We start from the raw sequence: 21,907 nt of genomic DNA on the forward strand, positions 1-21,907 counted from the left end.
TATGGATAACCTGCTCCAGCTCCAGCTTGCCAATGCGACCGGTGCCGGTCGCGCCGAAGGTGCCCCGGACATTTCCGGTGTGCGCACCGAAGAGGAGGCGCGCGCGGTTGCCGAGGAGTTCGAAGGCTTCTTCCTGTCCCAGATGCTCGAGCAGATGTTCGCGGATGTGGGTGAGGACAATCCCTTCGGCGGCGGCGCCGGCGAACGCGCCTTCCGCGGCCTGCTGCACGAGGAATACGCCAAGGTGATGTCGCAATCCGGCGGTCTGGGTCTTGCCGACCGTCTGACCACCGAGATCCTGCGCTACCAGGAAGCCGGAGAGTAATGTCATGACCGAACTCGCCGCCGCCAACGGGCGCGAACGCGCCGAAGCCATGCTGAAACTGACCCGGCGCCTGACGGAGCTGATCACCAGGGAAACCGAGCTCTTCCGCGAGCGTCGCGCCGAGGAGGCGCTGGCCCTGCAGGACGAGAAGGGCCAGCTGGCCAATATCTACCGCGCCGAAGTCGCGCGCGCCGGACAGGATGCCCGCCGCTTCGAGGGCGCACCGGAAAGCTTGCGCGCCCAGCTGCGCGAAAGCACGACCGCCTTCCACGATGCGCTCGCCGAGAACGGACACGTGGTCAACGCCATGAAGACGGTGACCGAGGGGGTGGTGAAAGCGATCGCGGACGAGGCTGTGCGCCAGCGCTCCAGCGGGTCGGGCTATGGCCCGGGTGCGGCGCAGAGCAGCGCCCCCTCTTCCGGCTTCTCCATCGCCGTCGACCGCAAGGCCTGATCCCTGCCTTCATCCGCCAGGCTTTACGCGCCGCATTGCCGATGGCATGTCAGCGTGTGCAAGGAGCCCGGCCATGACGCGCGACATCCCCGCCCGCACTGCCTATGAACGCTGGGCCGCCATCTACGACAGCAATGACAATCTCACACGCGACCTGGACGCCCAGGTCCTGCGGGGGGCGGACCTGCCGCTGAACGGGGCCTTCGTCGTCGAGCTCGGCGCGGGGACGGGCAAGAATACCGATTTCATTGCCGGCCATGCCCGCCGCATCGTCGCGCTGGATCTCTCGCCGGCCATGCTGGAGAAGGCTCGGGTGCGCACGCCGGGCAATCATGTCCACTTCATCGAACACGACATACTCAAGCCCTGGCCGGTCGAGGACGGCGATGCCGATCTCGTCATCGGCAATCTGGTTCTGGAACATGTCGAGGCCCTGGCACCGGTCTTCACCGAGGCCGCGCGCGTCCTGCGGCCCGGCGGTCTGTTATTCATCAGCGAGCTGCACCCGGAACGCCAGAAACGGGGCAGCCAGGCGCACTTCGAGGAAGACGGAGAAACCCGCTTCGTCGAGGCCTATACCCATACGCTGTCGGATTATGTGATGGCGGGCGAAGGGGCCGGCCTCGAACTGTCCGGCATCCAGGAGGCTATCGAGGCGGAGGCCGCGGACGATCCGGAGACGCCACCGCGCATCCTCGCCCTCACCTTCGAGAAACCGCTCGGTCAGAAATAGGCGCTGGTGCCGCCGCCCGAATTGAGGCGCGAAAGACCGGCCTGGTAATTCGCCAGCTGCGCCGAGAGATATCCGGGAACCGTGCCGCCGCGCTTGCCGGCCTTGGGACCTTCCAGCAGCGCCTTCAGCGCCGGATCCGTCGTCAACTCGCGATAGGCGCGCTGCACCATGCTGATCGCATTTTCCAGCGACTCGTAAGCCGCCTGGGCGTCGTCGAGACTTGCGAGAGACAGCTTGACCGGCAGGTCGAGCGCGAACAGGGGCGGCCCGTCCGAGGTCTTGGTGTCCTTGTCGAGCAAGGAGCCGGTATTGACGATCGCGCCCGGTGCCATGCCCAGCGCCTTGAGCAGGTCGCGTCCCTCACCGCCGGCGAAAAGTTCGATCGTCTTGCCCTCGGCAGCCTTGATACGCAGGCGATCGCCTTCGCTCGAACGGCGGACGTCGGACGTGCCGTCGAGCACGAGGGCCGCATTGATCTTGAAAGTCAGCGAGCGGATCGTGTCGCCGGATTCCAGCGATATCTTCTTGCGGCGGCCGCCGTCGACCGACAGGTAGAAATAATCGCCCTCACGTGCGGAGCTGCGGTCGGTGATCACGCGCGTATCCGAATAGGTCAGCGTCCCCGTCGGCAGACCCAGCGCGTCCAGCACGGAATCATCCGCCGCCTGGATGGCGAGGCCGTTGGCTTCGGCGAGACCGCCCCGGCCCGAGAACTGGCTCGCCCAGTCGAGCGTGCCGGTTGCGGCGTCGATCTGTGCCGCGAAGGCATCGCGCTCGCCCTGCAGAGTATTCCCGTCGATACCGCCAAGCGTCTTGCCCGCGATATAGACTTTGCCGTTGTGGATCTGGATACCGGCGGCACTGTCGTCCGCGTCCGAACCGACGAAGGTCGTGTAGGCCACCGTCGGCGATGCGCCGTCGGACATCTTCACGACGAAGGCATCCCGCACGCCGCCCGCATGCGCGCCCACCGGAGCGGAGGGCGAAAAACCGGCGCCCGCAGCACCGGTCAGATAGACGTCGTTTCCGTCGACCACGACGGCCTCGATCCGGCCGCCGTCCAGGCTGCCGAGATTCTGCTCCCACATGGCCGCCGAGGTATCGTCGGCAGAATTGTATTTGCGCAGAACGGCGTCGCCATTCTCTTCGCTGGCAATGACGATATTTCCATCCGTCATGACCGCGATCGCGGACACGATCTCGTCCTGGGTCAGAGCAATGCGGCGTGTATAGAGCGTCGTTCCGTCGGCGCCGATTGCGCGGACATAGCCGTCCGTCGCACCGCCGCCATGGCTGTCGCCGCCGAAGGCCGTTTCGGAGCTGCCGCCGACATAGACCGTGCCGTCATCGGCGACGGTGAGAGTGTCGGCCGTATCGTCGCCGGTACCGCCGAAGCGCTGCACCCACTGCTCGACGCCGGCCGAATTGTATTTGGCGACGATGGCGTCGCTGCCGCCGATATCGGTGGTTTCGCCCAGACCGCCCGTGACCTGGCCGGAGACGACGACATTGCCGTCCGCATCGACCGCGATGGACGCGCCCTCCGCCGTCTCGGCGGCGCCAAGCACCCGGCTCCAGACACGGTTGCCGAGGGAATCGTATTTGGCGAGGACAAGGTCCTGCTCGCCCTTGATCTCTTGCCCGTCGGCCGAAGCGGTCGTGTGACCGACCACGAAAATTCCGCCGTCCGCCGCAGCAGCGGTCGCCTGAATCTCGAGCGGATTGTCTTCAAGCTTGAGACGCGTCTCGCCATCCTCGGAGCCGACGACCTCGACTTCCGTTTCGTTCGGGTCCGCACTGAAGCGGGTGGAATAGTCGGTGGTCGGCGTACCGCTGGCGAGGTCGGTGAGCTTGACGACCTGGCCGCCTGCCGTGTCGTTGATTCCGGACACGCCGGCGAAATACAGCGCGGGCTGGGCCGCCGGCGCGGAGAAGCTGACGCTCTCGGTCGACACGCCCTTGATCAGGAAGCCGAAATCGTTGCCCTGCACGATGCCGTTATCGTCCTCGACGCCGATCTTCGTCCGTTCGAACCGCGTCACCATACCGGCCGCTTCCAGCTGCGTGTTGATGTGGGTGGCGATGTTGTCGAGATTGCGCGTCGTAGCGCCCATATCCGCGAGATTGATCGCGATGTCCTGCTGGACGCCGTTCTTCGTCACCGAAACTGTGAACTGGACGTCGCCGGTCAGGCTGGCGACCTCCGCATCAAAGGCCCCGCTATGGATGATGCCCGAGGTGAATTGCGATACGCCCCGCGAGATCGCGACATCGCTCTCAGCCTTCGAAAGCTGTTCCCCTTTGAGCAGGGTAAGCTCGGTCAGATCCATCCCGTCGAAATAGCTGTCGAGCTGGGCCACGCCGCTTGTGAAATTACGCTGCAGGAAATCGCGCTGGATATCGGACGTCGATTTCTCCTTGGCCTCCTCGGCCAGAGACAGCATGCGCTTTAGCCCCTGATAGAGCGAGAACAGACTCTTGTGATCGCCCGGTGCGTCGAGGTCGGAGAATTCGCGCGTCGGATCCTTGAAGAACAGGCCCGAGGCCAGCACTTTGCGCCGCATGTCCTCGAGCGACTGGACATCGCCGTTCACATCCCAGGGCGGCAGAACGTCATTGCCGGAATTCGCACGGCTGCCGGACGCCTGGGCAAGCGGCGAGCTCGACACCAGCGACGCATTGATGCGCGACTGGTACCAGCCCGTAAGTAGCCCGACATTCAATCCGATAACCGACACGGCCCGAATCCCTTTCTCTCTGACCTGCCAATCTGCCTGTCGAACGCAAACAAAGTCTTTCCAAACGTGGTAAATCGACCGGATTTCAAGGCATTCCGAGACGCGAAATCGCGCATGCGAACAGCCCGGTCGGCCCATGCCTAACGCGGCGTTAACCCGGGCAGCGCAGCGTCGGGTCCAACATCACGAATCACGAGGCTTCCATGGCCAGCAATCCAGCGTCCGCGAGTAAAGGGTCCGTCCCGCAACGCAGCTTTCTCGAACCGCGCATGGCACTGGACGGCAAGACCATCCTGGTCACCGGCGGGACGGGGTCCTTCGGCTACAAGCTGACCGAGACGATCTGCGCTGGCTACAAGCCGAAAAAGCTCATCATCTTTTCGCGCGACGAGCTGAAACAGTATGAAATGGCTCAGCGTTTCTCGCCGGACGACTATCCCTTCCTGCGCTATTTTATCGGCGATGTCCGCGACGAGACACGGCTCGACATGGCCATGCGGGACGTCGATATCGTCATCCACGCAGCCGCGCTGAAACACGTCCCGATCGCCGAGTACAATCCGTTCGAGTGCATCAAGACCAATGTCATGGGTGCCGAGAATGTCGTCCGCGCCGCGATCAAGCGCGGCGTCTCACATGTCTGCGCCCTGTCGACGGACAAGGCGGCGAACCCGATCAATCTCTACGGCGCCTCGAAACTGGCCGCCGACAAGATTTTCACCGCCGGCCAGAATATGGGCGGTGAAGGCGGACCGGTTTTCTCGGTCGTACGCTACGGCAATGTCGTCGGCTCGCGCGGTTCCGTCATTCCCTTCTTCCGCAAACTCCTCGCCGATGGGGCGACCGAGCTGCCGATCACCGATCCGCGCATGACGCGCTTCTGGATCACCCTCGAACAGGGCGTGAATTTCGTCCTGTCGAGCCTCGCAATGGCGAAGGGCGGCGAAGTCTTCGTCCCGAAAATCCCGTCCATGAGCATGATCGATCTGGCCAAGGCGATGGCGCCGGACCTGCCGCACAAGATCATCGGCATCCGGCCCGGCGAGAAGCTGCACGAGATCATGATCCCGGAAGACGATTCCCGGTCCACCGTCGAACTCGACGACCGTTATGCCATTCTGCCGGGATATGACACGGCACTTCTGGACCATTACCGCGAGAGCGGCGCTCGCCAGGTGACGGACGGCTTCGGCTACGTGTCGAACACCAATCCGGAACAGCTCGACGCAGACGCCCTCTACCGGCTCATCGAGACGGCCTAGCTCCCCAGCACGGCCCTAAGCGCGTCGGCGACGCGAGACGGGTCCGTATCCGACATCCCGACGAAGAGCGGCAGGCTGAGCGTGCGTGCGTAATAGCTCTGCGCACCGGGCAGATCCTGCGCGCCGTAAAGGTCCGTGTAGTAAGGCTGGTCCGGCACCGGGATGTAGTGGACCTGGGTGCCGATACCGCGCTCGCGCAAGCCATCCATAACCTCCGTCCGGGACAGCCCGGCCGCCTCGAAATCGATCCGGACCGGATAGAGATGCAGACAGGGCTCGCAGTCCGGCGTTCGGTGCAGCGGCTGCACCAGCGGCGCGAGGGACGCGATGGCCTCGTCGTAGAGCGCGGCGAGCCGGACCCGCGTACGGACGAATTCCGGCAAGCGTCTCAATTGCGAATGGGCCAGCGCGGCCTGCATGTCGGTCAGCCGGTAATTCCAGCCCAGCGCCTGCATTTCATGCCACCAGGGCTCACCCGCCTGGCGGCGGTGACGGGCCGGATCGCGCTCGATCCCGTGACTGCGAAGGAGGCGCATGCGATCCGCAATGGCAGCATCATTCGTCGTCACCGCCCCGCCCTCGCCGGCGGCGAGCGTCTTGACCGGATGGAAGGAAAAGGTCGAGGCGAGACTGTCACGGCAGGCGCCGACGGGTGCGCCGCGATACTGCGTCCCGACTGCATGGCAGGCATCCTCGACCAGAATGGCGCCTGCCTCGGCGGCCAGCCCGGCCATGCTCGGAATATCCTCGCATTGTCCGGCGAGATGGACCGGGAGGACCGCTTTTACCGGCCGCCCGGCCCGCTCGATCGCAGCGGACAGGGTTCCGGGCGTCATCAGCCCGGTGTCGGGATCCACATCGGCAAAAACCACGTCGGCCCCGCAATAGCGCGCCGCATTCGCGGTCGCCATGAAGGTCACGGCGGGAACAATGCAGATATCGCCCGGCTGTGCACCCGACGCCGCCAGTGCCAGATGAAGCGCGGTCGTCCCGTTGGAACAGGCCACGGCATGCTCCACCTCGACGGCTTCGGCAAAAGCGGCCTCGAACCGGTCGATCGCCGGTCCTGTCGTCAGCCAGTCGCCACGCAACACCTCGGTCACGGCCTCGATATCGCTCTCGTCGATCGATTGGCGACCATAGGGCAGGAATGGATCTGACATGGCGGTCTCCTCGGGACACCGGAACTACCGGGACGGGATCATGAAATGAGTCGCCCAAACAGAAACGGCTCCCGTCGCCGGGAGCCGCTCCGTGGTGGTAGGTCTGTGTATTCCTAGCCCTGGAAGAGGCTGAGAATGATCTGCGGCTGGCCGTTGGCGATGGACAGGGCCTGTACGCCAAGCTGTTGCTTGACCTGCAAGGCCTGCAATTTCGCACTTTCCACCGCAAGATCGGCATCGACAAGGTCGCCGACACCCGTGGTCAACGCATCGGAGAGCTTGCCCACGAAGGCGGTATGCGCCTCGATCTTCTTGGTGTCGGAACCGAGATTGGCCAGCGCCTGGTTGACGTTCTCGAGGCTCGTCTTGATGTCCTGGACCACCGTCGCCGAGAGCGTCGGCGTGCCAAGGCTGGCGGTGGCCGCCAGCGTGATGATCGTGCCGCCAATGCTCATATCCTGCGATTTCAGTGTGATCGTGCGGGCGGCGTCGGCATCGGCGAGGAATTCGATACCATTGGTGATCGAACCGTTGAGAATGTTCGCACCGTCGAATTCGGCGTTTTCCAGGATGACCTGGACCTGGTCCAGCAGCGCCTTGAAGTCCGCATCATACGCCTGGCGGGAGAAGGCATCGAGCGAGGGGTCCATGGCGGCCGTGGCCTTTTCGCGCATCTGCACGAGAAGGTCGGAGATCGACTCGCCCGCTGCGAGCGCAACATCGCCGATAGTGGAAGCCCGGTTCAAAGCCGTCTCGACCGCGCCGAGGGCCCCGATGTCAGAACGCATCCCCTGCGCGACCGCGTAGATGGCTGCGTTGTCCTTCGCGCCGGCAATCTCCAGACCCGTATTGATCCGGTTCTGAGCGGACTGCATGTCAGCATTGGTCTTGTTCAGGTTCTGGAGCGCAATCATCGCTCCGGTATTGGTGTGGACGCTCATCGTCATGCGACATTCTCCCGCGTAATCTGCAAGCCGCCCTTCAGCGGCCGTTCGGATCACAATTGGCAAATGCCGTGCCGATTTGGCACGAAATACTTTATCGTGCCAAAACAATAGCTTATGTTTTTTCGGGTGTCGGCGCCGGGAGCGACTGGGTCGCAGATTGCCGGGCTGGGGCCGTCCGGGCGGTCAGAATTGCCGGGTCGAACGGGTATCAGGCGATGCGGTCGATGAGCCCCGCCGTGCGGGTCCTCAGATATTCCAGAAGGTCGGCATGCGTCTCCGGCGGCCAGCGGCGAATGGTCTCGCCGGTATCCTGATCGATCATCAGGTAGATGTACTGGCCGGACGTGTCGTCCTGGAGAATCTTGAGCCGGGAGTTTGCGAACGCGTCGGATGCGAGGCGTTCGATATTGGCAGTACGGTCTTCTTCATGCTGGTCGTCCGTCAGGGAAGCGGATGCATCCTGCTTTTCGACCGGTTCCACCCGTCGCGCCGTCTCGCGCGTCTGGTCGGACTGGAAGTCTCTGGCCTCGGCGACGCCTGCCACCGGAACAGATCTCGTATTGAACCCCGTCTCTGCCATTTTCCTAATCGCTGACGCTTCTGCGTCAGTGCCTCAATACGCCTTCGCGTCGATCGAGGAGAAGTGGATGACGGGGCCGAGCCCCGCCATCCGGTCCCCCGATTAACGGAAGTAACCCAGGATCGTGCTGGGAGCCGAGTTGGCGATGGACAGAGCCTGCACACCCAGCTGCTGCTTGACCTGCAGCGACTGAAGGCGGGCGCTTTCCTTGGCCAGGTCGGCGTCGACCAGGTTGCCGATGCCCTTTTCCAGGCTGTCGGACAGTTTGGTCACAAAGCCCTTGTGAACTTCCAGGGACTTGGAAGCCGTGCCGAGCTTTGCCAGCGAAGAGTTCAGGTTGTCCAGCGAGGTCTCGATGGTCGAAACCAGCGTGGAGGCGTCACCGGCGGTCGCGAAGGAGGAGGTCGCCGTCACCGTGACCACGCCGCCGCCCAGAGAGAAGTTCTGGTCGGAGATGGTGATGGTGTTGGAACCGTCAGCGTTCGCGAGAGCGGAGATCGACGTCACGGAACCATTGATGAGGTTCGTACCGTTGAATTCGGCGTTGTCGACGATCGTGGTGACCTGGTCGCGGAGCGCTTTGAAGTCTTCGTTCAGAGCGGTGCGCGAAGCAGAGTCGAGCGACGAGTCGGAAGCGGCCAGGGCCTTTTCCTTCATCTCGATGAGGAGATCGGAAATGGCTTCGCCGGCAGCCAGGCCAACGTCGGTGGTCGAAGCAGCCAGGTCGAGCGAGTTGCCGACCGCGCCGTAACCAGCCACATCGGAACGCATCTTCTGCGCGATCGCATAGATGCCGCCATTGTCCTTGGCAGACGCAACAGCCAGACCCGTGTTGATACGGTTCTGGACCTGCTCGATGTCCTTATTGGTCTGATTGAGGTTCTGGAGCGCGATCATCGCGCCGGCATTGGTGTTGATGGTAGCCATTTCTTGGCCCTTTCCTTTCTAGATATCGAACGAGCGTTTTGCTCGCCAGGTCTTCTGACCCAGGGCAGGAAAGAGCAAAGGCCGGGCCAGTTTCGCATTGACCCCATTGGTTAATCCCGGTTCGCCTGATTCGCAGGGAGATTTTTGCCGGGACCATTTCTGCCCGGTAACCATTCGGCCGGCAGGAATTGCCGGGATACGCCCCCAAATCGCAGGGAAAATTTTGCCGACCGGCAAATTTTTATGATTTACAAGAGGTTAATTTTGAATTCAGCGCGCACGAATGCGCACCAGTCGGGAAGCAGAAAAAAAATGTCGGGACCGCCAAGAGGCGGTCCCGACCGACGAACCTAGTTGAAGAACGACAGAATGGTCTGCGGCATCTGGTTCGCAATGGAGAGTGCCTGGACACCCAGTTGCTGCTTGACCTGCAGCGACTGAAGCCTTGCGCTTTCCTTTGCCAGATCCGCGTCGACCAGATTGCCGATGCCTTTCTCAAGGCTGTCAGCCAGCTTGGTCGTGAAGGTCTTGTGGACCTCCAGCGACTTGGAAGCCGTACCGATCTTCGCGAGTGAGCTGTTGAGGTTGTCGAGGGAGGTTTCGATCGTAGACACGAGGGTCTGCGCATCGCCCGCCGTCGCAAAGGAGGAAGTCGCGGTAACGGTGACCACACCGCCGCCCAGAGTCAGATTCTGGTCGGAAATGGTGATCGTGTTGGATCCGTCCGCATTGGCAAGAGCCGAAATAGAGGTAACCGTCCCGTTGATCAGGTTGACCCCGTTGAATTCGGCATTGGACACGATCGTCGTGATCTGATCGCGCAGGGCCTTGAAATCTTCATTCATGGCCGTACGCGATGAGGCATCGAGTGACGTATCCGCACCCGCCAGCACCTTCTCCTTCATTTCGATGAGGATGTCCGAAATCGCCTCACCTGCAGCCAGCGCCACATCGGTCACGGAAACAGCCAGGTCCAGACTGTTGGAAACCGCACCATAGCCGGCCACCTGCGAGCGCATGCGCTGGGCGATGGCGTAGACACCGCCATTATCCTTCGCGCCTGCGACCTCGAGGCCGGTATTGATACGATTTTGAACCTGGGTCATTTCCATGTTCGTCTTGTTGAGGTTCTGCAGCGCGACCATCGCGCCCGGATTGGTGTTGACCGAAAGAGCCATTTTTTAGTTCCTCCATTCTGGAAGCGATAAAGCTGAATTTTTCAGCCCGGGACCTTTTGTCCGACCTCACGCACCGCAAATGCCGTGCCGTTTTCGACTCAGATTTGCTTGTGCGTTTTCAGGAGGTTATGGCAAAGAAAAAGGGCGCCTCGCATGAGACGCCCGGACCTGCCTGCTTCATTTTGCCCAGCGGGCAATTCTTACCCGACGGCCTGCTCTCCGGCACCGGCATTGGCCTGCGGCATGAGCCCCTGCATAACGGTGCGGTTGATGTCGACGAGATCGTCGATCGCTTCGGGGTCCCGCATGGCCACGGTGCCGTGCTTGGACACGAAGATGGACAGGGAGATGATCGCTGCACGCAAGGATTCCGGAAGCTGGTTGTCCTTGCTCGCGCAATCGACCGCCATATTACTCCAGATCCGCCGGTTCCAGTCGATCGCCGAGACACGCCCCTTGATATCTTCCTTCGGCAAGGACTTCGCGGCCATCAAGGCTCGCGTGACCTGTGCGAATAGGCGGTATTCGGTGGCACGAGGATCTTCGCTGCGATGGGCTGCAGCGCTATACGCTTGAAGGGACATCAGCTCAGCCTCTCGGCTTCATAGGCCATCAGTTTCCGGCACCCCATAAGAGCCTTGTAGTATTCGGTCGCCATAACATCACGGCTGACCGACACGCACACGGCAAGGGTTTCCGGGTCCGACACGACGCCCATGAACTCATTCATGCGCAGGACGAATTCGTCATAAAGACTGTCGTCGGTCTTGGCGGACAGATACATCATCATGATCGGGAAGTAGATGCGCTTCACCGGCGTATCCACGTCCTCTTCCTGGAGGATATCCTTCTCGCGCAGAACGGATGCCTTGTTCTTGAGAACGAGATTTGCGCGACGGTCTCCGTTTTCGATAACGGCCCCGTTGAGCACAAATTTCTCGCCAGGCTTGAGCGAGATTTTCAGGGGCATCCGCAAACTCCGTCGGCTTCCAAAGCGCGATCATAGGATTCGAGGAGGAAGGGTGGCAATGCGGGGTGAAGAAATCGTTTCCAAGCCTTGAGAGCGCACTGCGCATAGCGTTAGCGAGTTCTTAAAGCGAATCTCGTGCGTTTCCGTCTACGCTGCCACAGGTGAAATGAACATGCAGAACGCCCCGGCCCTCGACCTGGATGCGGAAATATCCGCTGACGCCGAAGCCCAGCGAAACGAGACCCGCGACGCGGTCGGTTTCGGCAATGCGCTGCGCGTGGAAACCTATGTCGAGCAGATGCCGAGGGAGAAGCGCAAGGCCTACACGAAAGTGGCCAGCCTCGCGAAACGGGCCCTGAAACTGTCTGCCGCGGGCGATCATTCCGCCGGTGCACGCCTCGCCTGGAAAGCCGTCGAACAGGCCCCCGATCTCGCCCTCGCCCATCACGTTATGGGCATGATGCTGTTCCGGCTCGGACGCCTTTCGACGGCGCTCGACTCGTTCGAGCGCGCCTGGAAGCTCGACCCGAAGGACGCGGAAATCTACCAGAAGCTCGGCCTCGTCGCGTGGAAGCTCGACATGCTGGACGCGGCGGAAAAATTCTACCGGATCGAAAGCCAGCTCGCCCCGAACAAGGTGGAGAGCGCGATCAATCTCGGCGGCGTCCTGCGCGACCAGGGCAAGTTCGAGGAAGCGATCGAGATCCTGCGCACCGCGATCTATACCAATCAGGAAAACTACGAGCTCTGGAACTCGCTCGGCACGGTTCTCAGCGATGCCGGCGACCCGCAGCAGGCCATGACCTTCTATCAGGAGGCCCTGCGCCTGAAGCCGGATTACGGGCGGGCCCACAACAATATGGCCAATGTCTACGAACTCATGGGCGAGCCGGAAAAGTCCCTGCCCCACTATGACGAGGCCCTGAAGGACCCCGCCGACGAGATCGAGGAAGCCACCATGCGTCACGGCCGCGCCATGATGCTACTCGCATCCGGCCGGATCGGCGAAGGCTGGGATCACCACGAGACGCGCCTAGACCCGAACCGGGCGCAGGCCACCCTTTTCTCGATCAAGACGCCCCGCTGGGACGGCACCGATCCGGAGCAGCTGCGCGGCAAGACGGTCGTCCTGGTCGGCGAACAGGGCCTTGGCGACGAGGTCCTCTTCATGAATATCGGCCATGACGTGCAGGATATGGTCGGGCCGGAGGGCGAGCTGCGCATCGCCTGCGAACAACGTCTCGTGCCACTCTTCCAGCGGTCCTTCCCGAAGGCGAAGGTCGCACATCACATGTCCGCCAAGGTTGAAGGCCGCGATATCCGCGTCATTCCCGGGCTCGAGGACGGGGCCGATCTCTGGGCGCCCATGGCCACCCCGCTCCGGGCCTTCCGGCGCTCGGTCGAAGCCTTCCCGGACACGCACTTCCTTACCGCCGACCCGGCCATGCAGACAGAGTTCCGCAAACAGATCGACAGTTTCGGCAAGGGGCTGAAGGTCGGCATCCTGTGGAAGTCGCTGAAGATGGATGCCAAGCGCTCGCGCTATTTCTCGGCCTTCGATGCCTGGGAGCCTGTGCTCAAGACCGAGGGCGTCGATTTCATCAATCTGCAGTATGGAGAGGTCGACGAGGAGATCGCGCTGGCCAAGGAACGCTTCGGCGTGACCGTGCACAAGCCGACCGGCATCGATCTCAAGATGGAGCTCGACGCGGTGGCGGCCTATTCCTCGGCCTGCGACCTCGTCATCGGCCCGATGAATGCCACCAGTAACCTGGCCGCCGCCTGCGGCGGGGACGTCTGGTTCATCCACTCGCGTTCAAGCGCCTGGACGCTGCTGGGTACGCACCATCAATATTGGTACCCGCAATCTCGCTCCTTCTTCGGAACGGGCTTCCAGGACTGGTCCAACACGATGAACCAGATTGCCAAGGCCCTGTCGGAGAAGACGGCCAGCTAGCTTCCGCAGCTAGCCCGCCTGCGGGAAACTGTAATCGCGCACGATGGAAGCCGGCGCGGCGACGCTCGTCCGCGACGGATCGGCATGCGCCGAATTGATCGCGACCAGTTCAGGCGCGATCCGGCACAGGGCCGCGAACTCCGGAAAGTCGATCCGCGAGGCCCGGGCATCACCCAACCGCTCGAAAACGGCGCGGCAAAAGGCAAGGTCTTCCGGGTAGTCCAGCGTCCAGCGCAAAGCCTCGGCGCCGCCATCTGGTCCGCGCAGACAGGCCAGTCTCACCGCATCCTGGCGCCGCATCCAGGCGGTGACATGCTCGCGGTCGGCGGGGGCTTCCGCCTCACGCTCCGCCTTGAAGAGCAGCTCCGCCGGAAATGCCTCGCAATCGAGACCCTGGGGAAATCCGGCGATCATCGTGTTGTTGGCGTAATCGGCTCCGCTCTCCCGCCAAAGCGCCACGACCTGGCGACAAACCTCCGGGTCGAAGAAGGGGCAGTCGCTGGTAACACGCACGATCTCGTCCGCCCCGACCGCGCGTGCCGCATCGGCATAGCGCGAGAGCACGTCGGTCTCGCTGCCCCGCACCACCTGCGCGCCGCAGGCTTCCGCCTCGGTCGCCACCGCATCATCACCCTCGCTCTCGGGAATGGCACAGACGAGATGGTCCAGGCCCTCCACCCGCCGGCATCGCGCCAGAACGCGTGCGAGCACGCTCGCCGACCCCAGCGGTTCGAGCACCTTGGACGGCAATCGCGACGATCCGGCCCGGGCCTGGACGATAATGGCGAGCGTCATGAGCATCCTTTCGCGCACTCGGTTCAAGTTTGCCCGTTACACCTAACGACGCATTAACCGGGCAAGCGCAGTCTGGCCACTCATCTGACCCGATCGCCATGACACACGCGCCACCGCACATCATGATCCGCGCCGACGCCTTCCCCGAACTCGGCGGCGGTCACATCATGCGCTGCCTGTCCCTGGCGCGCTGGCTGCAGTCGCGTGACTGCCGTGTCGGCTTCGCCTGCGCACCGGGAAGCGCGGACCTGGTTCCGGCCCTCGCACGGTCAGGCTTTCCCGTGCTCGATACGCATGGCGACAGCGATTTGCCGCTCCCGGACGGCTGGCCGGCGCGCGCGGATGCCGTCTTCATAGACCTGTACAGTTCCGATGAATCCGACGAGACGGCTCTGCGCACCAGGGCGCGCGCTGTGGCGGTGATCGAGGATCTCGACGACCGACCGCATGATTGCGACCTGCTCGTCGATCCGGGGGCCGGGCGTACCGCCGAGCGTTATCGCGGCCGCGTACCGGAACACTGCCGCGTCCTCGCCGGCCCCGGCTTCGCCCTGCTGCGCGACGAATTCGCGGCGGCGCGAACGGACAGTCTCGCCCGCCGCGCCGAGCGGTCGGGCCCGCCCGGGCGCATCCTCGTCTCCATGGGACTGACCGATCTCGGCGGCATTTCCGAACGCATTGCCCGTCTCGTCCTCGATGCACTGCCGGACGCGGCCGTCGAGGTTATCCTCGGACCGCGAGCGCCCAGCCTTCCGGCCCTTCGCACGCTCGCAGCATCCCGATCGCGGCTTGAACTCGGTATTGATGTCGACGACATGGCCCGGCGCATGGCACAAGCCGATATCGCTATCGGTGCCGGCGGCGGGACGGCGCTGGAGCGCTGCGTGCTCGGACTGCCGAGTATTGCGATCATTCTGGCCGCCAATCAGCGGCCCGCTACGTTATACTTGGCCCGAACGGGAGCGCTGCTCGCCATCGACACGATCGAAGCCGTCGGGACCGAGTTGCCCGCCCTGCTGGCCCGAATGACGCCGGAGCGCTGCACGGATCTGACGGAACACGCCGCATCCGTTTGCGACGGAAAAGGTGCGGAGCGCGTCGGCTCTGCGCTTCTGGAACTGGTGAACGGCAATCGCCCGGAGACCCATAAAAATGACTGAAACACCTGCAGCCCCGATCCAGGACGGGCATGTCGCCATCCGCCCGGCCAAGGCCCCCGACAAGGGCCGTATCAGGACCTGGCGCAACAAGCCGCATGTCCGGCGCAACATGTATACCGACCACAAGATCAAGGCCGACGAGCACGAGGCCTGGTTCGAGGCGGTGCAAGCCGACCAGACGCGCGAGCTCTGGGTGATCCAGTGCGACGGCAAGGATATCGGCGTCGTGCTGATCAGCGAGATCGACCCGGCGGAAAAATCGGCGAGCTGGGCCTTTTATATCGGGGAAGAAGGCCTGACCGGGCGCGGTATCGGCACCCGGGTCGAGCGCCTCGTCCTGCATCGCGTGTTCGACGAGATGAAGTACGATCTCCTGCGCTGCGAGGTACTCGAATTCAACTATGCGGTGATCGGCCTGCACCGGAAGTTCGGCTTCCGCGAAACCGGCAAGATCGAAGCCAAGGTCGAGCGCGACGGCAAGAAGATCGCCTCGATCTGCCTGGAGCTGAAGCGCCGCAACCTGCCCAAACTGCCGCCCCTCGAAACGACGGATTGAGATCATGACCCAGGACAAGACCGGTTTCGAGATCGCCGGACGCCCGATCGGGCGGGATCATCCTCCGCTCGTGATCGCCGAAGTCTCGGCCAATCACCTCGGTCGGATCGACCGGGCGCTGGAAACCATCGAGGCGGCTGCGGAATGCGGTGCGGATGCAATCAAGATCCAGACCTATACCGCTGACACGATCACCATGGATCATGACGGTCCCGGTTTCCTCCTGGAGAGTGGTCCCTGGGCCGGCCGCACGCTCTACGATCTCTACAGGGAAGCGGGCACGCCCTATGAGTGGCATGCCGAGCTTTTCGCCAGGGCACGGGAGTGCGGCGTTCCCCTTTTCTCCACGCCCTTCGACTTTACCGCCGTCGACCTGCTCGAGGAGCTCGACGCGCCCGCCTACAAGATTGCCAGTTTCGAAGCTGTCGACCTCCCCCTGATCGCGCGCGTCGCGAAGACCGGCAAGCCGATGATCATCTCGACCGGGATGGCCAGTCTCGGCGAGATCGATGAAGCGGTCCGCACGGCCCGCGAGAACGGCGCAACCGGGCTGGCCCTCCTGCACTGCCTGTCGTCCTACCCAGCCCCGATCGACCAGGCCGATCTGCGCACCATCCCTCACCTCGGTGAGGCCTTCGATGTGGTGCCGGGCCTGTCTGATCATACGCCAGGCACGGCCTGCGCCGTGGCCGCCGTGGCACTCGGCGCTCGCATCATCGAGAAACATTTCACGCTCTCCCGCGCGGATGGCGGTCCGGACAGCGAATTCTCGCTGGAGCCAGACGAGCTGAAACGCCTTGTCGAGGATTGCCACAACGCCTTTCACGCTCTCGGTTCGGTGCGCTACGGCGCGGCCAGCAGCGAGCGCGGTTCGATCACCTATCGTCGCTCGCTCTATGCCGTCGCCGACGTGGCTGCCGGCGAGCCGCTGACGCCTGACAATGTGCGCTCCATCCGGCCGGGCCATGGTCTTGCGCCGAAATGGTATGATCGCGTGATCGGCCATACCGCATCGCGGGACATCAAGCGGGGCGAGCCGCTCGGTCTCGACATGGTAGATTGGCCCGCAGGTTCCGACGGCGCCTGACCCGACTGCTGCATTGCAGAAAAATTCCGTACTCACCTCTGGAGACGGCCGCCCATTCGCGCTAAGTGCGAAGCATGCGCTTTGATGGAACAGATCAGTACGTTGCTGATGCAGAACTGAGTGCCGCGGTCAACGCCGCGGTGGCTCTCGAGCGCCCGCTCCTCGTCAAGGGCGAGCCGGGTACGGGCAAGACCGAACTGGCCAAACAGGTCGCCAAGGCGATGGGCATGCCGCTGATCGAGTGGCACATCAAGTCGACGACCAAGGCGCGCCAGGGTCTCTATGAATACGATGCCGTCGCCCGCCTGCGCGACAGTCAGCTCGGCGACGACCGGGTTCACGACATCAACAACTATATCCGGCGCGGCAAACTCTGGGAGGCCTTCGCGGCGCCCGAGCGTTCAGTTCTGCTGATCGACGAGATCGACAAGGCCGATATCGAATTCCCCAACGACCTCCTGCAGGAGCTCGACCGGATGGAATTCCATGTCTACGAGACCGGCGAGACCGTGAAAGCGGAGAACCGGCCCGTCGTCATCATCACTTCGAACAATGAGAAGGAATTGCCGGACGCCTTTCTGCGCCGCTGTTTCTTCCATTTCATCGCCTTCCCGGACGAGGACACGATGCGCCGCATCGTCGAAGTCCACTTCCCGAACCTCAAGGGCCGCCTGCTCTCCGAAGCGCTCAAGCTCTTCTACGAGATCCGCGACGTGCCTGGCGTGAAGAAAAAGCCGTCGACCTCGGAACTGCTCGACTGGCTGAAACTCCTCCTCGTCGAGGATGTCGACCCGGCCGTGCTCGCCGAACGCGACCCGCGCAAGCTCATTCCGCCGCTTCACGGTGCCCTGCTCAAGAACGAGCAAGACGTCATGCTGTTCGAAAAGCTCGCCTTCATGGCCCGCCGCGGTCCGGCCGGACCGGGCGGAACAACCCCGCGCGGCCCGGGCGCGGCGTGACGCCATCTCGTCAGGCCCGAATTCAGGCCTGACGAGATAGGCCCAACACATTTTGAACACACTTCGTGACCAGCGTGTGCTGATTTCTCGCGCGCACCAAGAGGCCCCATGTCCGCTACCCGGCTCACCGCATCCATTATAGTCCTGGCCGCAATCGCGGCCGGCCTCGGCTATGCCCTGACCCGCGAACCGGCTCCGGCACCCGAGACCGAAGCCCCCGCGGAAGCCAGCCCGGCTGCCTCAAGCACTCCCGGCGACACAGCCCAGCAAACCATGCTGGAAGGCGTGCGCGGCGAGTCCGGCGATTACGACGCCACGCTCAATGTGCGCATGCAGGAAGCCGCGGAAATCTATGCGACAGAGGTCGAGGCGGTGATCGAGGCCGTGGATGCGTATGCTCCCGAGATGCGAGAGCTCAGCTGGGACCGCGTGGTGGATATCCTCGGCCAGCTGGAAAACTGGGCCGGAGTCATTGCGCGATCCGAGACGCATGAGCTGACCGAAGCCCAACGCGCCCGCGTCGCGCATCTGCGCGACCGCCTTTCGCGCCAGCAGCGCCGCCTCTTCCCGCGCCTGCGCGCCGGCCTGCGCGATGTCGAGAGCTTCTATGACGGCGTGCACTGCCACACCACGGGTGATCGCGACCTTGTGGCGATCTGCAGCGCGGAACGCTTCCAGCGCTCGAACGCGGTGCGGAGTTTCCAGTACCGGACCCGGAATCTGTTGCGCCAGATGCGCTTTCGCCAGGTCGTCTATCAGCCCCACGCGGTGACCCCGACCAATTTCTATTCCGACACGTTCGAACCGCTTTCCGACGGCGCCGTCGTCATGTGGACGCCGGCCGGCGAATACCGCGAGGTCGGCTAGGCGCGCTGGAAATCGTCGCAACAGAGCCTTGCATTCGCCCGGCTTTCTCGCGCCCCTGACGGTGCGAGCATACCGGGGAGAGTTCCGATATTCCTGAAAGTGACCGCGTCCGGCGCTGGCGCTCGCACTGGCTACCGCCGGTCTCGTGTATGGCCAGGAAGATACGGCGACCCCGCTCGACGGAGTCGTCGCCGCTTATCGGGCGGGAGATACTGGCACTGCGGGGCGGCAGACCACTAAAAACCTCGGGTGAACAATCGCGGCTAGCCCGCGCCTGCCCGAGGATACGGCGCCCTGCCTGCAGGCGCTCGCCTGGCGGGACCGTCCGGTCGACCGAGTTGGCGACAAAGCGGATGCGCTGAAGAAGGCCGCCCTCGTGGCGCTCGACGGTCTCAAACCCGTCTGAGGACGGGGAAGCCGTCGCGATCAGGGCAACCCGTCGAACAATGCGTCGATCACCGGGCAATCGGCCGCGTCGGCGCCCTCGCACTGGCGCGCGAGGGCACCAAGCCTTCTGTCGAGGCGTTTAAGGCCCGCTATGCGCGTCTGGATCGACTTACGGTGAGCCAGGGCGATGCCGCGGACTTCCCCGCATCGAATGCCCCCATCCACGAGGTCCAGCAGGGCTCTCACATCGTCGAGGGAGAAACCGAGATCGCGGCAATGGCGGATGAAGGCCAGGCGCCGGACATCCGCACCGGAATATAGCCGCCGTCCGCCCCTGTTCCGGGACGGCGGTGCGACGAGGCCGATCCGTTCGTAATACCGGATCGTCTCGACATGCACGCCGGACCGGCGCGACGCGTCGCCGATCTGGACCGGATCCGGGATAGAGGACGGTGTCGATTTTGACACGGCTTGCTCCTGTAGTGGCTACAGATAGTAACCTATGAATTCACCCGCGCGAAGCCGACCGACGAAGGCAAAATCCATGACCGCCGCCCACAAAGACCTGTCCCGAAAACCCCTGCCCTTCCTGTTGGTGTGGGGTTTGCCGATTCTCGTTCTTCTGTCCGTCAACTGGCTGCAATACTACCTGTCCGCGGCGCCGATCATCTTGCTGATGGCGGGCGCCTACGTCTGGATGGGTTCCGGCTGCGCCATCAACGCCCGGCGCTGCGGCCGGCTGCACTGCTACATGGCCGGGCCGTCGATGCTGCTCGGCGGCGTAATGATTCTTCTGGTCGGTTTCGGAATCCTCGATCTCGGTCCCGTGCGCGTGCCGCATCTCAGCTACGCGACACTTGCACTGGTGGCCGTTTCCTTCGGGCTGGAATGGATTTTCGGCCGGTATGTGGAACAATCCCCGCAACGAGGCCCCGACCATGACACGCGCTGACGCTCCCATCCTGCAATCGGTGATAATTTGCCCCGAATGCGGGCATGTCTCCCGGGACGAGATGCCGGTCAATGCGTGCCAGTATTTCTACGACTGCAAGGGGTGCGGCGCGGTCCTGAAGCCCGAGCCCGGGGATTGTTGTGTCTACTGCTCCTACGGCGATGTCCCCTGCCCGCCAATACAGCAGGGCGAGGCTTGCTGCGACTGAGCGGCAGGCCTAGTTTATGCGGTATGCTGCACCAGTTTTTCACCGAGCTTCGCGCCGCCAAGATTCCCGTCACGACGCGCGAATACCTGACCTTGCTCGAAGCGCTCGACAAGGGCGTGATCGAGCCGGATATCGGCCATTTCTACTCGGTGAGCCGCGCCGCGCTCGTCAAGGACGAAAAGGATTTCGACAAGTTCGACATGGTGTTCGGCCATGTCTTCAAGGGCGTCGAGGTTCTGGGCCAGCTCTTCGAGGACAAGGAAATCCCGCCGGACTGGCTGGAAGCCATGATGCAGCGCCTGCTCACCGACGAAGAGAAGGCGGAGCTCGAAGCCCTGCCCTTCGACGAACTCATGGAAACGCTCAAGAAGCGGCTCGAGGAGCAGGAAAAACGCCACGAAGGAGGCTCCAAGTGGATCGGCACGGGCGGCACCTCGCCCTTCGGCCATTCCGGCTACAATCCCGCCGGCGTACGCATCGGCGGGGAGAGCCAGCACAAGCGCGCGACCAAGGTCTGGGAACAGCGCCGCTACAAGGATCTGGACGGCGACCGGGAACTGGGCACCCGCAATCTCAAGGTCGCCCTGCGCCGCCTGCGCAAATTCGCCCGCGACGGTGCCCGCGAAGAGCTCGATCTGGGCAGCACGATCGATGCAACGGCGAAGCAGGGCTGGCTCGACGTGGTCATGCGCCCGGAGCGCCGCAACGCGATCAAGGTGCTCGCCCTCTTCGATGTCGGCGGCTCGATGGATCCCTATGTGAAGATGTGCGAGGAGCTCTTCTCGGCCGCGCGCTCGACCTTCAAGAATCTGGAGTATTTCTACTTCCACAACTGCCCCTATGAGGGCATGTGGCGCTCCAATCTGCGCCGGCGCACCGAGACCGTGCCGACGCTCGACCTGATGCACAAATATCCGCACGACTGGAAGGTCATCATCGTCGGCGACGCCGCCATGGCGCCCTACGAGATCACCCATGAGGGCGGATCGGTCGAGCACTGGAACGAGGAGTCCGGCGCAGTCTGGCTGCAGCGGCTGGCCGATACCTGGCCCCACCTGATCTGGATCAATCCGCAGCCCGAGAAATGGTGGGAGCACTCCTATTCCACGCGCCTGATCCAGGAAATCATCGGCAAGGACCGCATGTTCCCGCTCACCCTGGACGGTGTGGATGCCGCGATGAAGGAGCTGGCTCGCTAGGCCCCGTCCGCCCGCACGCCGGACTTCAGCCATTCCCCGATCGCCCAGGCCGCCGCTTCGTGACGCATGCGGTTCATGGCCTCGCGCGCATCGAGCCAGACGAGCGTGTGGTCCGCTTCGACCTTGCCGTCGCGGTCCGCAACGGCCCGGCACAGATAATAGCGCGCGATATTATGGCGACGCTCGCCGGCGGAGGTCGTGGTGTACTGCCGGGCCGACGCGATCGCCGTCAGCGGTGCAACCTCCCAGCCGATTTCCTCAAGGCATTCCCGGCGAAGCGCCTCCAGCGCCCCCTCTCCCGGATCGAGCATGCCGCCGGGCAAATCCCAGAAATCGCCGGCCGGACGGGCAATGCGTACGGTTGCGATCAGCCCGCCGCCGCTCGGCCCGGCATCGCTCAGGCCGGGAACAATGCCGTATACGGTCGGCCGGTCGTGATAATCGGCGCCCGGTACGGGGCGTCCGAAAACCGGCATTTCCGCTTCCGTGAGCGTGTCCGGCAT

24 protein-coding genes are annotated in these 21,907 nt (G+C 63.4%); 13 read left to right on the top strand and 11 right to left on the bottom strand.

The genetic code is table 11. From position 1 onward, the window contains the following. Position 1 precedes the first annotated feature (1 nt). From AC13HB_RS14110 to AC13HB_RS14120, 3 genes are all read left to right on the top strand, one after another. Positions 2–325, top strand: coding sequence for a rod-binding protein (locus tag AC13HB_RS14110; RefSeq protein WP_482950416.1), 324 nt, complete (start codon positions 2–4; stop codon positions 323–325). A 4-nt stretch (positions 326–329) separates the two neighbouring features. Next, positions 330–779, top strand: coding sequence for a flagellar basal-body protein FlbY (locus AC13HB_RS14115; protein WP_482950417.1), 450 nt, complete (start codon positions 330–332; stop codon positions 777–779). Between the two features lie 73 nt (positions 780–852). Then, positions 853–1,512: a class I SAM-dependent methyltransferase gene (locus tag AC13HB_RS14120; protein WP_482950418.1), complete on the top strand. Its 660-nt coding sequence runs from the start codon at positions 853–855 to the stop codon at positions 1,510–1,512. Here the strand turns inward: AC13HB_RS14120 and AC13HB_RS14125 are convergent. After that, entirely contained in the window at positions 1,503–4,250 is a 2,748-nt protein-coding gene (locus AC13HB_RS14125; RefSeq protein WP_482950419.1) for an autotransporter outer membrane beta-barrel domain-containing protein, read from the bottom strand. The genes AC13HB_RS14120 and AC13HB_RS14125 overlap by 10 nt on opposite strands. A 203-nt stretch (positions 4,251–4,453) precedes the next feature. On the opposite strand from AC13HB_RS14125, the gene pseB reads away from it, so the two are divergent. After that, the gene (gene pseB / locus AC13HB_RS14130; RefSeq protein WP_482950420.1) at positions 4,454–5,512 is read left to right on the top strand and encodes a UDP-N-acetylglucosamine 4,6-dehydratase (inverting); all 1,059 of its coding nucleotides are present in this window, start codon (positions 4,454–4,456) and stop codon (positions 5,510–5,512) included. Here the strand turns inward: pseB and pseC are convergent. The 7 genes from pseC to flbT all read right to left on the bottom strand — a co-directional run bounded on the left by pseC (position 5,509) and on the right by flbT (position 11,277). Beyond that, on the bottom strand, positions 5,509–6,675 hold the full coding sequence (pseC, locus tag AC13HB_RS14135; RefSeq protein ID WP_482950421.1) for a UDP-4-amino-4,6-dideoxy-N-acetyl-beta-L-altrosamine transaminase: 1,167 nt from the start codon (positions 6,673–6,675) through the stop codon (positions 5,509–5,511). The two genes, pseB and pseC, sit on opposite strands and share 4 nt — an antisense overlap. A 113-nt stretch (positions 6,676–6,788) precedes the next feature. Then, positions 6,789–7,622 (bottom strand): flagellin, encoded by an 834-nt coding sequence (locus tag AC13HB_RS14140; RefSeq protein WP_482950422.1) that lies wholly within the window; start codon positions 7,620–7,622, stop codon positions 6,789–6,791. 208 nt (positions 7,623–7,830) lie between these two features. Next, complete coding sequence (locus AC13HB_RS14145) at positions 7,831–8,202, bottom strand: flagellar protein FlaG (protein WP_482950423.1); 372 nt, start codon at positions 8,200–8,202, stop codon at positions 7,831–7,833. 102 nt (positions 8,203–8,304) lie between these two features. Continuing rightward, positions 8,305–9,129 carry a flagellin gene (locus AC13HB_RS14150; RefSeq protein WP_482950424.1) on the bottom strand — a complete coding sequence of 275 codons (825 nt, stop codon included), beginning with the start codon at positions 9,127–9,129 and terminating at the stop codon, positions 8,305–8,307. 350 nt (positions 9,130–9,479) lie between these two features. Further along, the gene (locus AC13HB_RS14155; protein ID WP_482950425.1) at positions 9,480–10,307 is read right to left on the bottom strand and encodes a flagellin; all 828 of its coding nucleotides are present in this window, start codon (positions 10,305–10,307) and stop codon (positions 9,480–9,482) included. A 200-nt stretch (positions 10,308–10,507) separates the two neighbouring features. Further along, positions 10,508–10,891: a flagellar biosynthesis regulator FlaF gene (gene flaF, locus AC13HB_RS14160; protein WP_482950426.1), complete on the bottom strand. Its 384-nt coding sequence runs from the start codon at positions 10,889–10,891 to the stop codon at positions 10,508–10,510. Beyond that, complete coding sequence (gene flbT, locus AC13HB_RS14165; protein WP_482950427.1) at positions 10,891–11,277, bottom strand: flagellar biosynthesis repressor FlbT; 387 nt, start codon at positions 11,275–11,277, stop codon at positions 10,891–10,893. Before flbT ends, flaF begins: the two co-directional genes overlap by 1 nt. Positions 11,278–11,449: 172 nt before the next feature. Between flbT and AC13HB_RS14170 the strand changes: the two genes are divergently transcribed. Further along, positions 11,450–13,234: a tetratricopeptide repeat protein gene (locus AC13HB_RS14170; RefSeq protein ID WP_482950428.1), complete on the top strand. Its 1,785-nt coding sequence runs from the start codon at positions 11,450–11,452 to the stop codon at positions 13,232–13,234. Positions 13,235–13,243: 9 nt separating this feature from the next. Here the strand turns inward: AC13HB_RS14170 and AC13HB_RS14175 are convergent, their stop codons facing one another. Continuing rightward, positions 13,244–14,029 carry a cytidylyltransferase domain-containing protein gene (locus AC13HB_RS14175; RefSeq protein WP_482950429.1) on the bottom strand — a complete coding sequence of 262 codons (786 nt, stop codon included), beginning with the start codon at positions 14,027–14,029 and terminating at the stop codon, positions 13,244–13,246. A gap of 98 nt (positions 14,030–14,127) precedes the next feature. Between AC13HB_RS14175 and pseG the strand changes: the two genes are divergently transcribed. The 5 genes from pseG to AC13HB_RS14200 all read left to right on the top strand — a co-directional run bounded on the left by pseG (position 14,128) and on the right by AC13HB_RS14200 (position 18,658). Continuing rightward, on the top strand, positions 14,128–15,189 hold the full coding sequence (gene pseG / locus AC13HB_RS14180; RefSeq protein WP_482950430.1) for a UDP-2,4-diacetamido-2,4,6-trideoxy-beta-L-altropyranose hydrolase: 1,062 nt from the start codon (positions 14,128–14,130) through the stop codon (positions 15,187–15,189). After that, positions 15,182–15,745, top strand: coding sequence for a UDP-4-amino-4,6-dideoxy-N-acetyl-beta-L-altrosamine N-acetyltransferase (pseH, locus tag AC13HB_RS14185; protein WP_482950431.1), 564 nt, complete (start codon positions 15,182–15,184; stop codon positions 15,743–15,745). Before pseG ends, pseH begins: the two co-directional genes overlap by 8 nt. 4 nt (positions 15,746–15,749) lie before the next feature. After that, positions 15,750–16,832 (top strand): pseudaminic acid synthase, encoded by a 1,083-nt coding sequence (gene pseI, locus AC13HB_RS14190; RefSeq protein ID WP_482950432.1) that lies wholly within the window; start codon positions 15,750–15,752, stop codon positions 16,830–16,832. 74 nt (positions 16,833–16,906) lie between these two features. Continuing rightward, complete coding sequence (locus tag AC13HB_RS14195; protein ID WP_482950433.1) at positions 16,907–17,791, top strand: AAA family ATPase; 885 nt, start codon at positions 16,907–16,909, stop codon at positions 17,789–17,791. 108 nt (positions 17,792–17,899) lie between these two features. Further along, a complete protein-coding gene (locus AC13HB_RS14200; RefSeq protein ID WP_482950434.1) occupies positions 17,900–18,658 on the top strand; it encodes a hypothetical protein in 759 nt (252 codons plus the stop codon). Positions 18,659–19,084: 426 nt separating this feature from the next. On the opposite strand, the gene AC13HB_RS14205 is transcribed toward AC13HB_RS14200, so the two are convergent. Then, entirely contained in the window at positions 19,085–19,513 is a 429-nt protein-coding gene (locus AC13HB_RS14205; RefSeq protein ID WP_482950435.1) for a MerR family transcriptional regulator, read from the bottom strand. Between the two features lie 76 nt (positions 19,514–19,589). Here AC13HB_RS14205 and AC13HB_RS14210 point away from each other — a divergent pair, with 76 nt between their 5' ends. Genes AC13HB_RS14210 through AC13HB_RS14220 form a run of 3 tightly spaced genes read left to right on the top strand, consistent with a single transcriptional unit; the run spans position 19,590 to position 21,404 of the window. Then, a complete protein-coding gene (locus AC13HB_RS14210) occupies positions 19,590–19,997 on the top strand; it encodes a hypothetical protein (protein ID WP_482950436.1) in 408 nt (135 codons plus the stop codon). Further along, positions 19,984–20,205: a GDCCVxC domain-containing (seleno)protein gene (locus AC13HB_RS14215; protein ID WP_482950437.1), complete on the top strand. Its 222-nt coding sequence runs from the start codon at positions 19,984–19,986 to the stop codon at positions 20,203–20,205. Before AC13HB_RS14210 ends, AC13HB_RS14215 begins: the two co-directional genes overlap by 14 nt. A gap of 23 nt (positions 20,206–20,228) precedes the next feature. Then, on the top strand, positions 20,229–21,404 hold the full coding sequence (locus AC13HB_RS14220; RefSeq protein WP_482950438.1) for a vWA domain-containing protein: 1,176 nt from the start codon (positions 20,229–20,231) through the stop codon (positions 21,402–21,404). Here the strand turns inward: AC13HB_RS14220 and AC13HB_RS14225 are convergent. After that, positions 21,401–21,907 (bottom strand): NUDIX domain-containing protein, encoded by a 507-nt coding sequence (locus tag AC13HB_RS14225; protein WP_482950439.1) that lies wholly within the window; start codon positions 21,905–21,907, stop codon positions 21,401–21,403. The genes AC13HB_RS14220 and AC13HB_RS14225 overlap by 4 nt on opposite strands.

Source organism: Maricaulis sp. B-26 (assembly GCF_056857855.1).

Coding starts and splice junctions, on each gene's coding strand:
- AC13HB_RS14110 (WP_482950416.1), top strand. CDS start 2: ATGGATAACCTGCTCCAGCTCCAGCTTGCCAATGCGACCGGTGCCGGT.
- AC13HB_RS14115 (WP_482950417.1), top strand. CDS start 330: ATGACCGAACTCGCCGCCGCCAACGGGCGCGAACGCGCCGAAGCCATG.
- AC13HB_RS14120 (WP_482950418.1), top strand. CDS start 853: ATGACGCGCGACATCCCCGCCCGCACTGCCTATGAACGCTGGGCCGCC.
- pseB (WP_482950420.1), top strand. CDS start 4,454: ATGGCCAGCAATCCAGCGTCCGCGAGTAAAGGGTCCGTCCCGCAACGC.
- pseC (WP_482950421.1), bottom strand. CDS start 6,675: ATGTCAGATCCATTCCTGCCCTATGGTCGCCAATCGATCGACGAGAGC.
- AC13HB_RS14140 (WP_482950422.1), bottom strand. CDS start 7,622: ATGACGATGAGCGTCCACACCAATACCGGAGCGATGATTGCGCTCCAG.
- AC13HB_RS14145 (WP_482950423.1), bottom strand. CDS start 8,202: ATGGCAGAGACGGGGTTCAATACGAGATCTGTTCCGGTGGCAGGCGTC.
- AC13HB_RS14150 (WP_482950424.1), bottom strand. CDS start 9,129: ATGGCTACCATCAACACCAATGCCGGCGCGATGATCGCGCTCCAGAAC.
- AC13HB_RS14155 (WP_482950425.1), bottom strand. CDS start 10,307: ATGGCTCTTTCGGTCAACACCAATCCGGGCGCGATGGTCGCGCTGCAG.
- flaF (WP_482950426.1), bottom strand. CDS start 10,891: ATGTCCCTTCAAGCGTATAGCGCTGCAGCCCATCGCAGCGAAGATCCT.
- flbT (WP_482950427.1), bottom strand. CDS start 11,277: ATGCCCCTGAAAATCTCGCTCAAGCCTGGCGAGAAATTTGTGCTCAAC.
- AC13HB_RS14170 (WP_482950428.1), top strand. CDS start 11,450: ATGCAGAACGCCCCGGCCCTCGACCTGGATGCGGAAATATCCGCTGAC.
- AC13HB_RS14175 (WP_482950429.1), bottom strand. CDS start 14,029: ATGACGCTCGCCATTATCGTCCAGGCCCGGGCCGGATCGTCGCGATTG.
- pseG (WP_482950430.1), top strand. CDS start 14,128: ATGACACACGCGCCACCGCACATCATGATCCGCGCCGACGCCTTCCCC.
- pseH (WP_482950431.1), top strand. CDS start 15,182: ATGACTGAAACACCTGCAGCCCCGATCCAGGACGGGCATGTCGCCATC.
- pseI (WP_482950432.1), top strand. CDS start 15,750: ATGACCCAGGACAAGACCGGTTTCGAGATCGCCGGACGCCCGATCGGG.
- AC13HB_RS14195 (WP_482950433.1), top strand. CDS start 16,907: ATGCGCTTTGATGGAACAGATCAGTACGTTGCTGATGCAGAACTGAGT.
- AC13HB_RS14200 (WP_482950434.1), top strand. CDS start 17,900: ATGTCCGCTACCCGGCTCACCGCATCCATTATAGTCCTGGCCGCAATC.
- AC13HB_RS14210 (WP_482950436.1), top strand. CDS start 19,590: ATGACCGCCGCCCACAAAGACCTGTCCCGAAAACCCCTGCCCTTCCTG.
- AC13HB_RS14215 (WP_482950437.1), top strand. CDS start 19,984: ATGACACGCGCTGACGCTCCCATCCTGCAATCGGTGATAATTTGCCCC.
- AC13HB_RS14220 (WP_482950438.1), top strand. CDS start 20,229: ATGCTGCACCAGTTTTTCACCGAGCTTCGCGCCGCCAAGATTCCCGTC.
- AC13HB_RS14225 (WP_482950439.1), bottom strand. CDS start 21,907: ATGCCGGACACGCTCACGGAAGCGGAAATGCCGGTTTTCGGACGCCCC.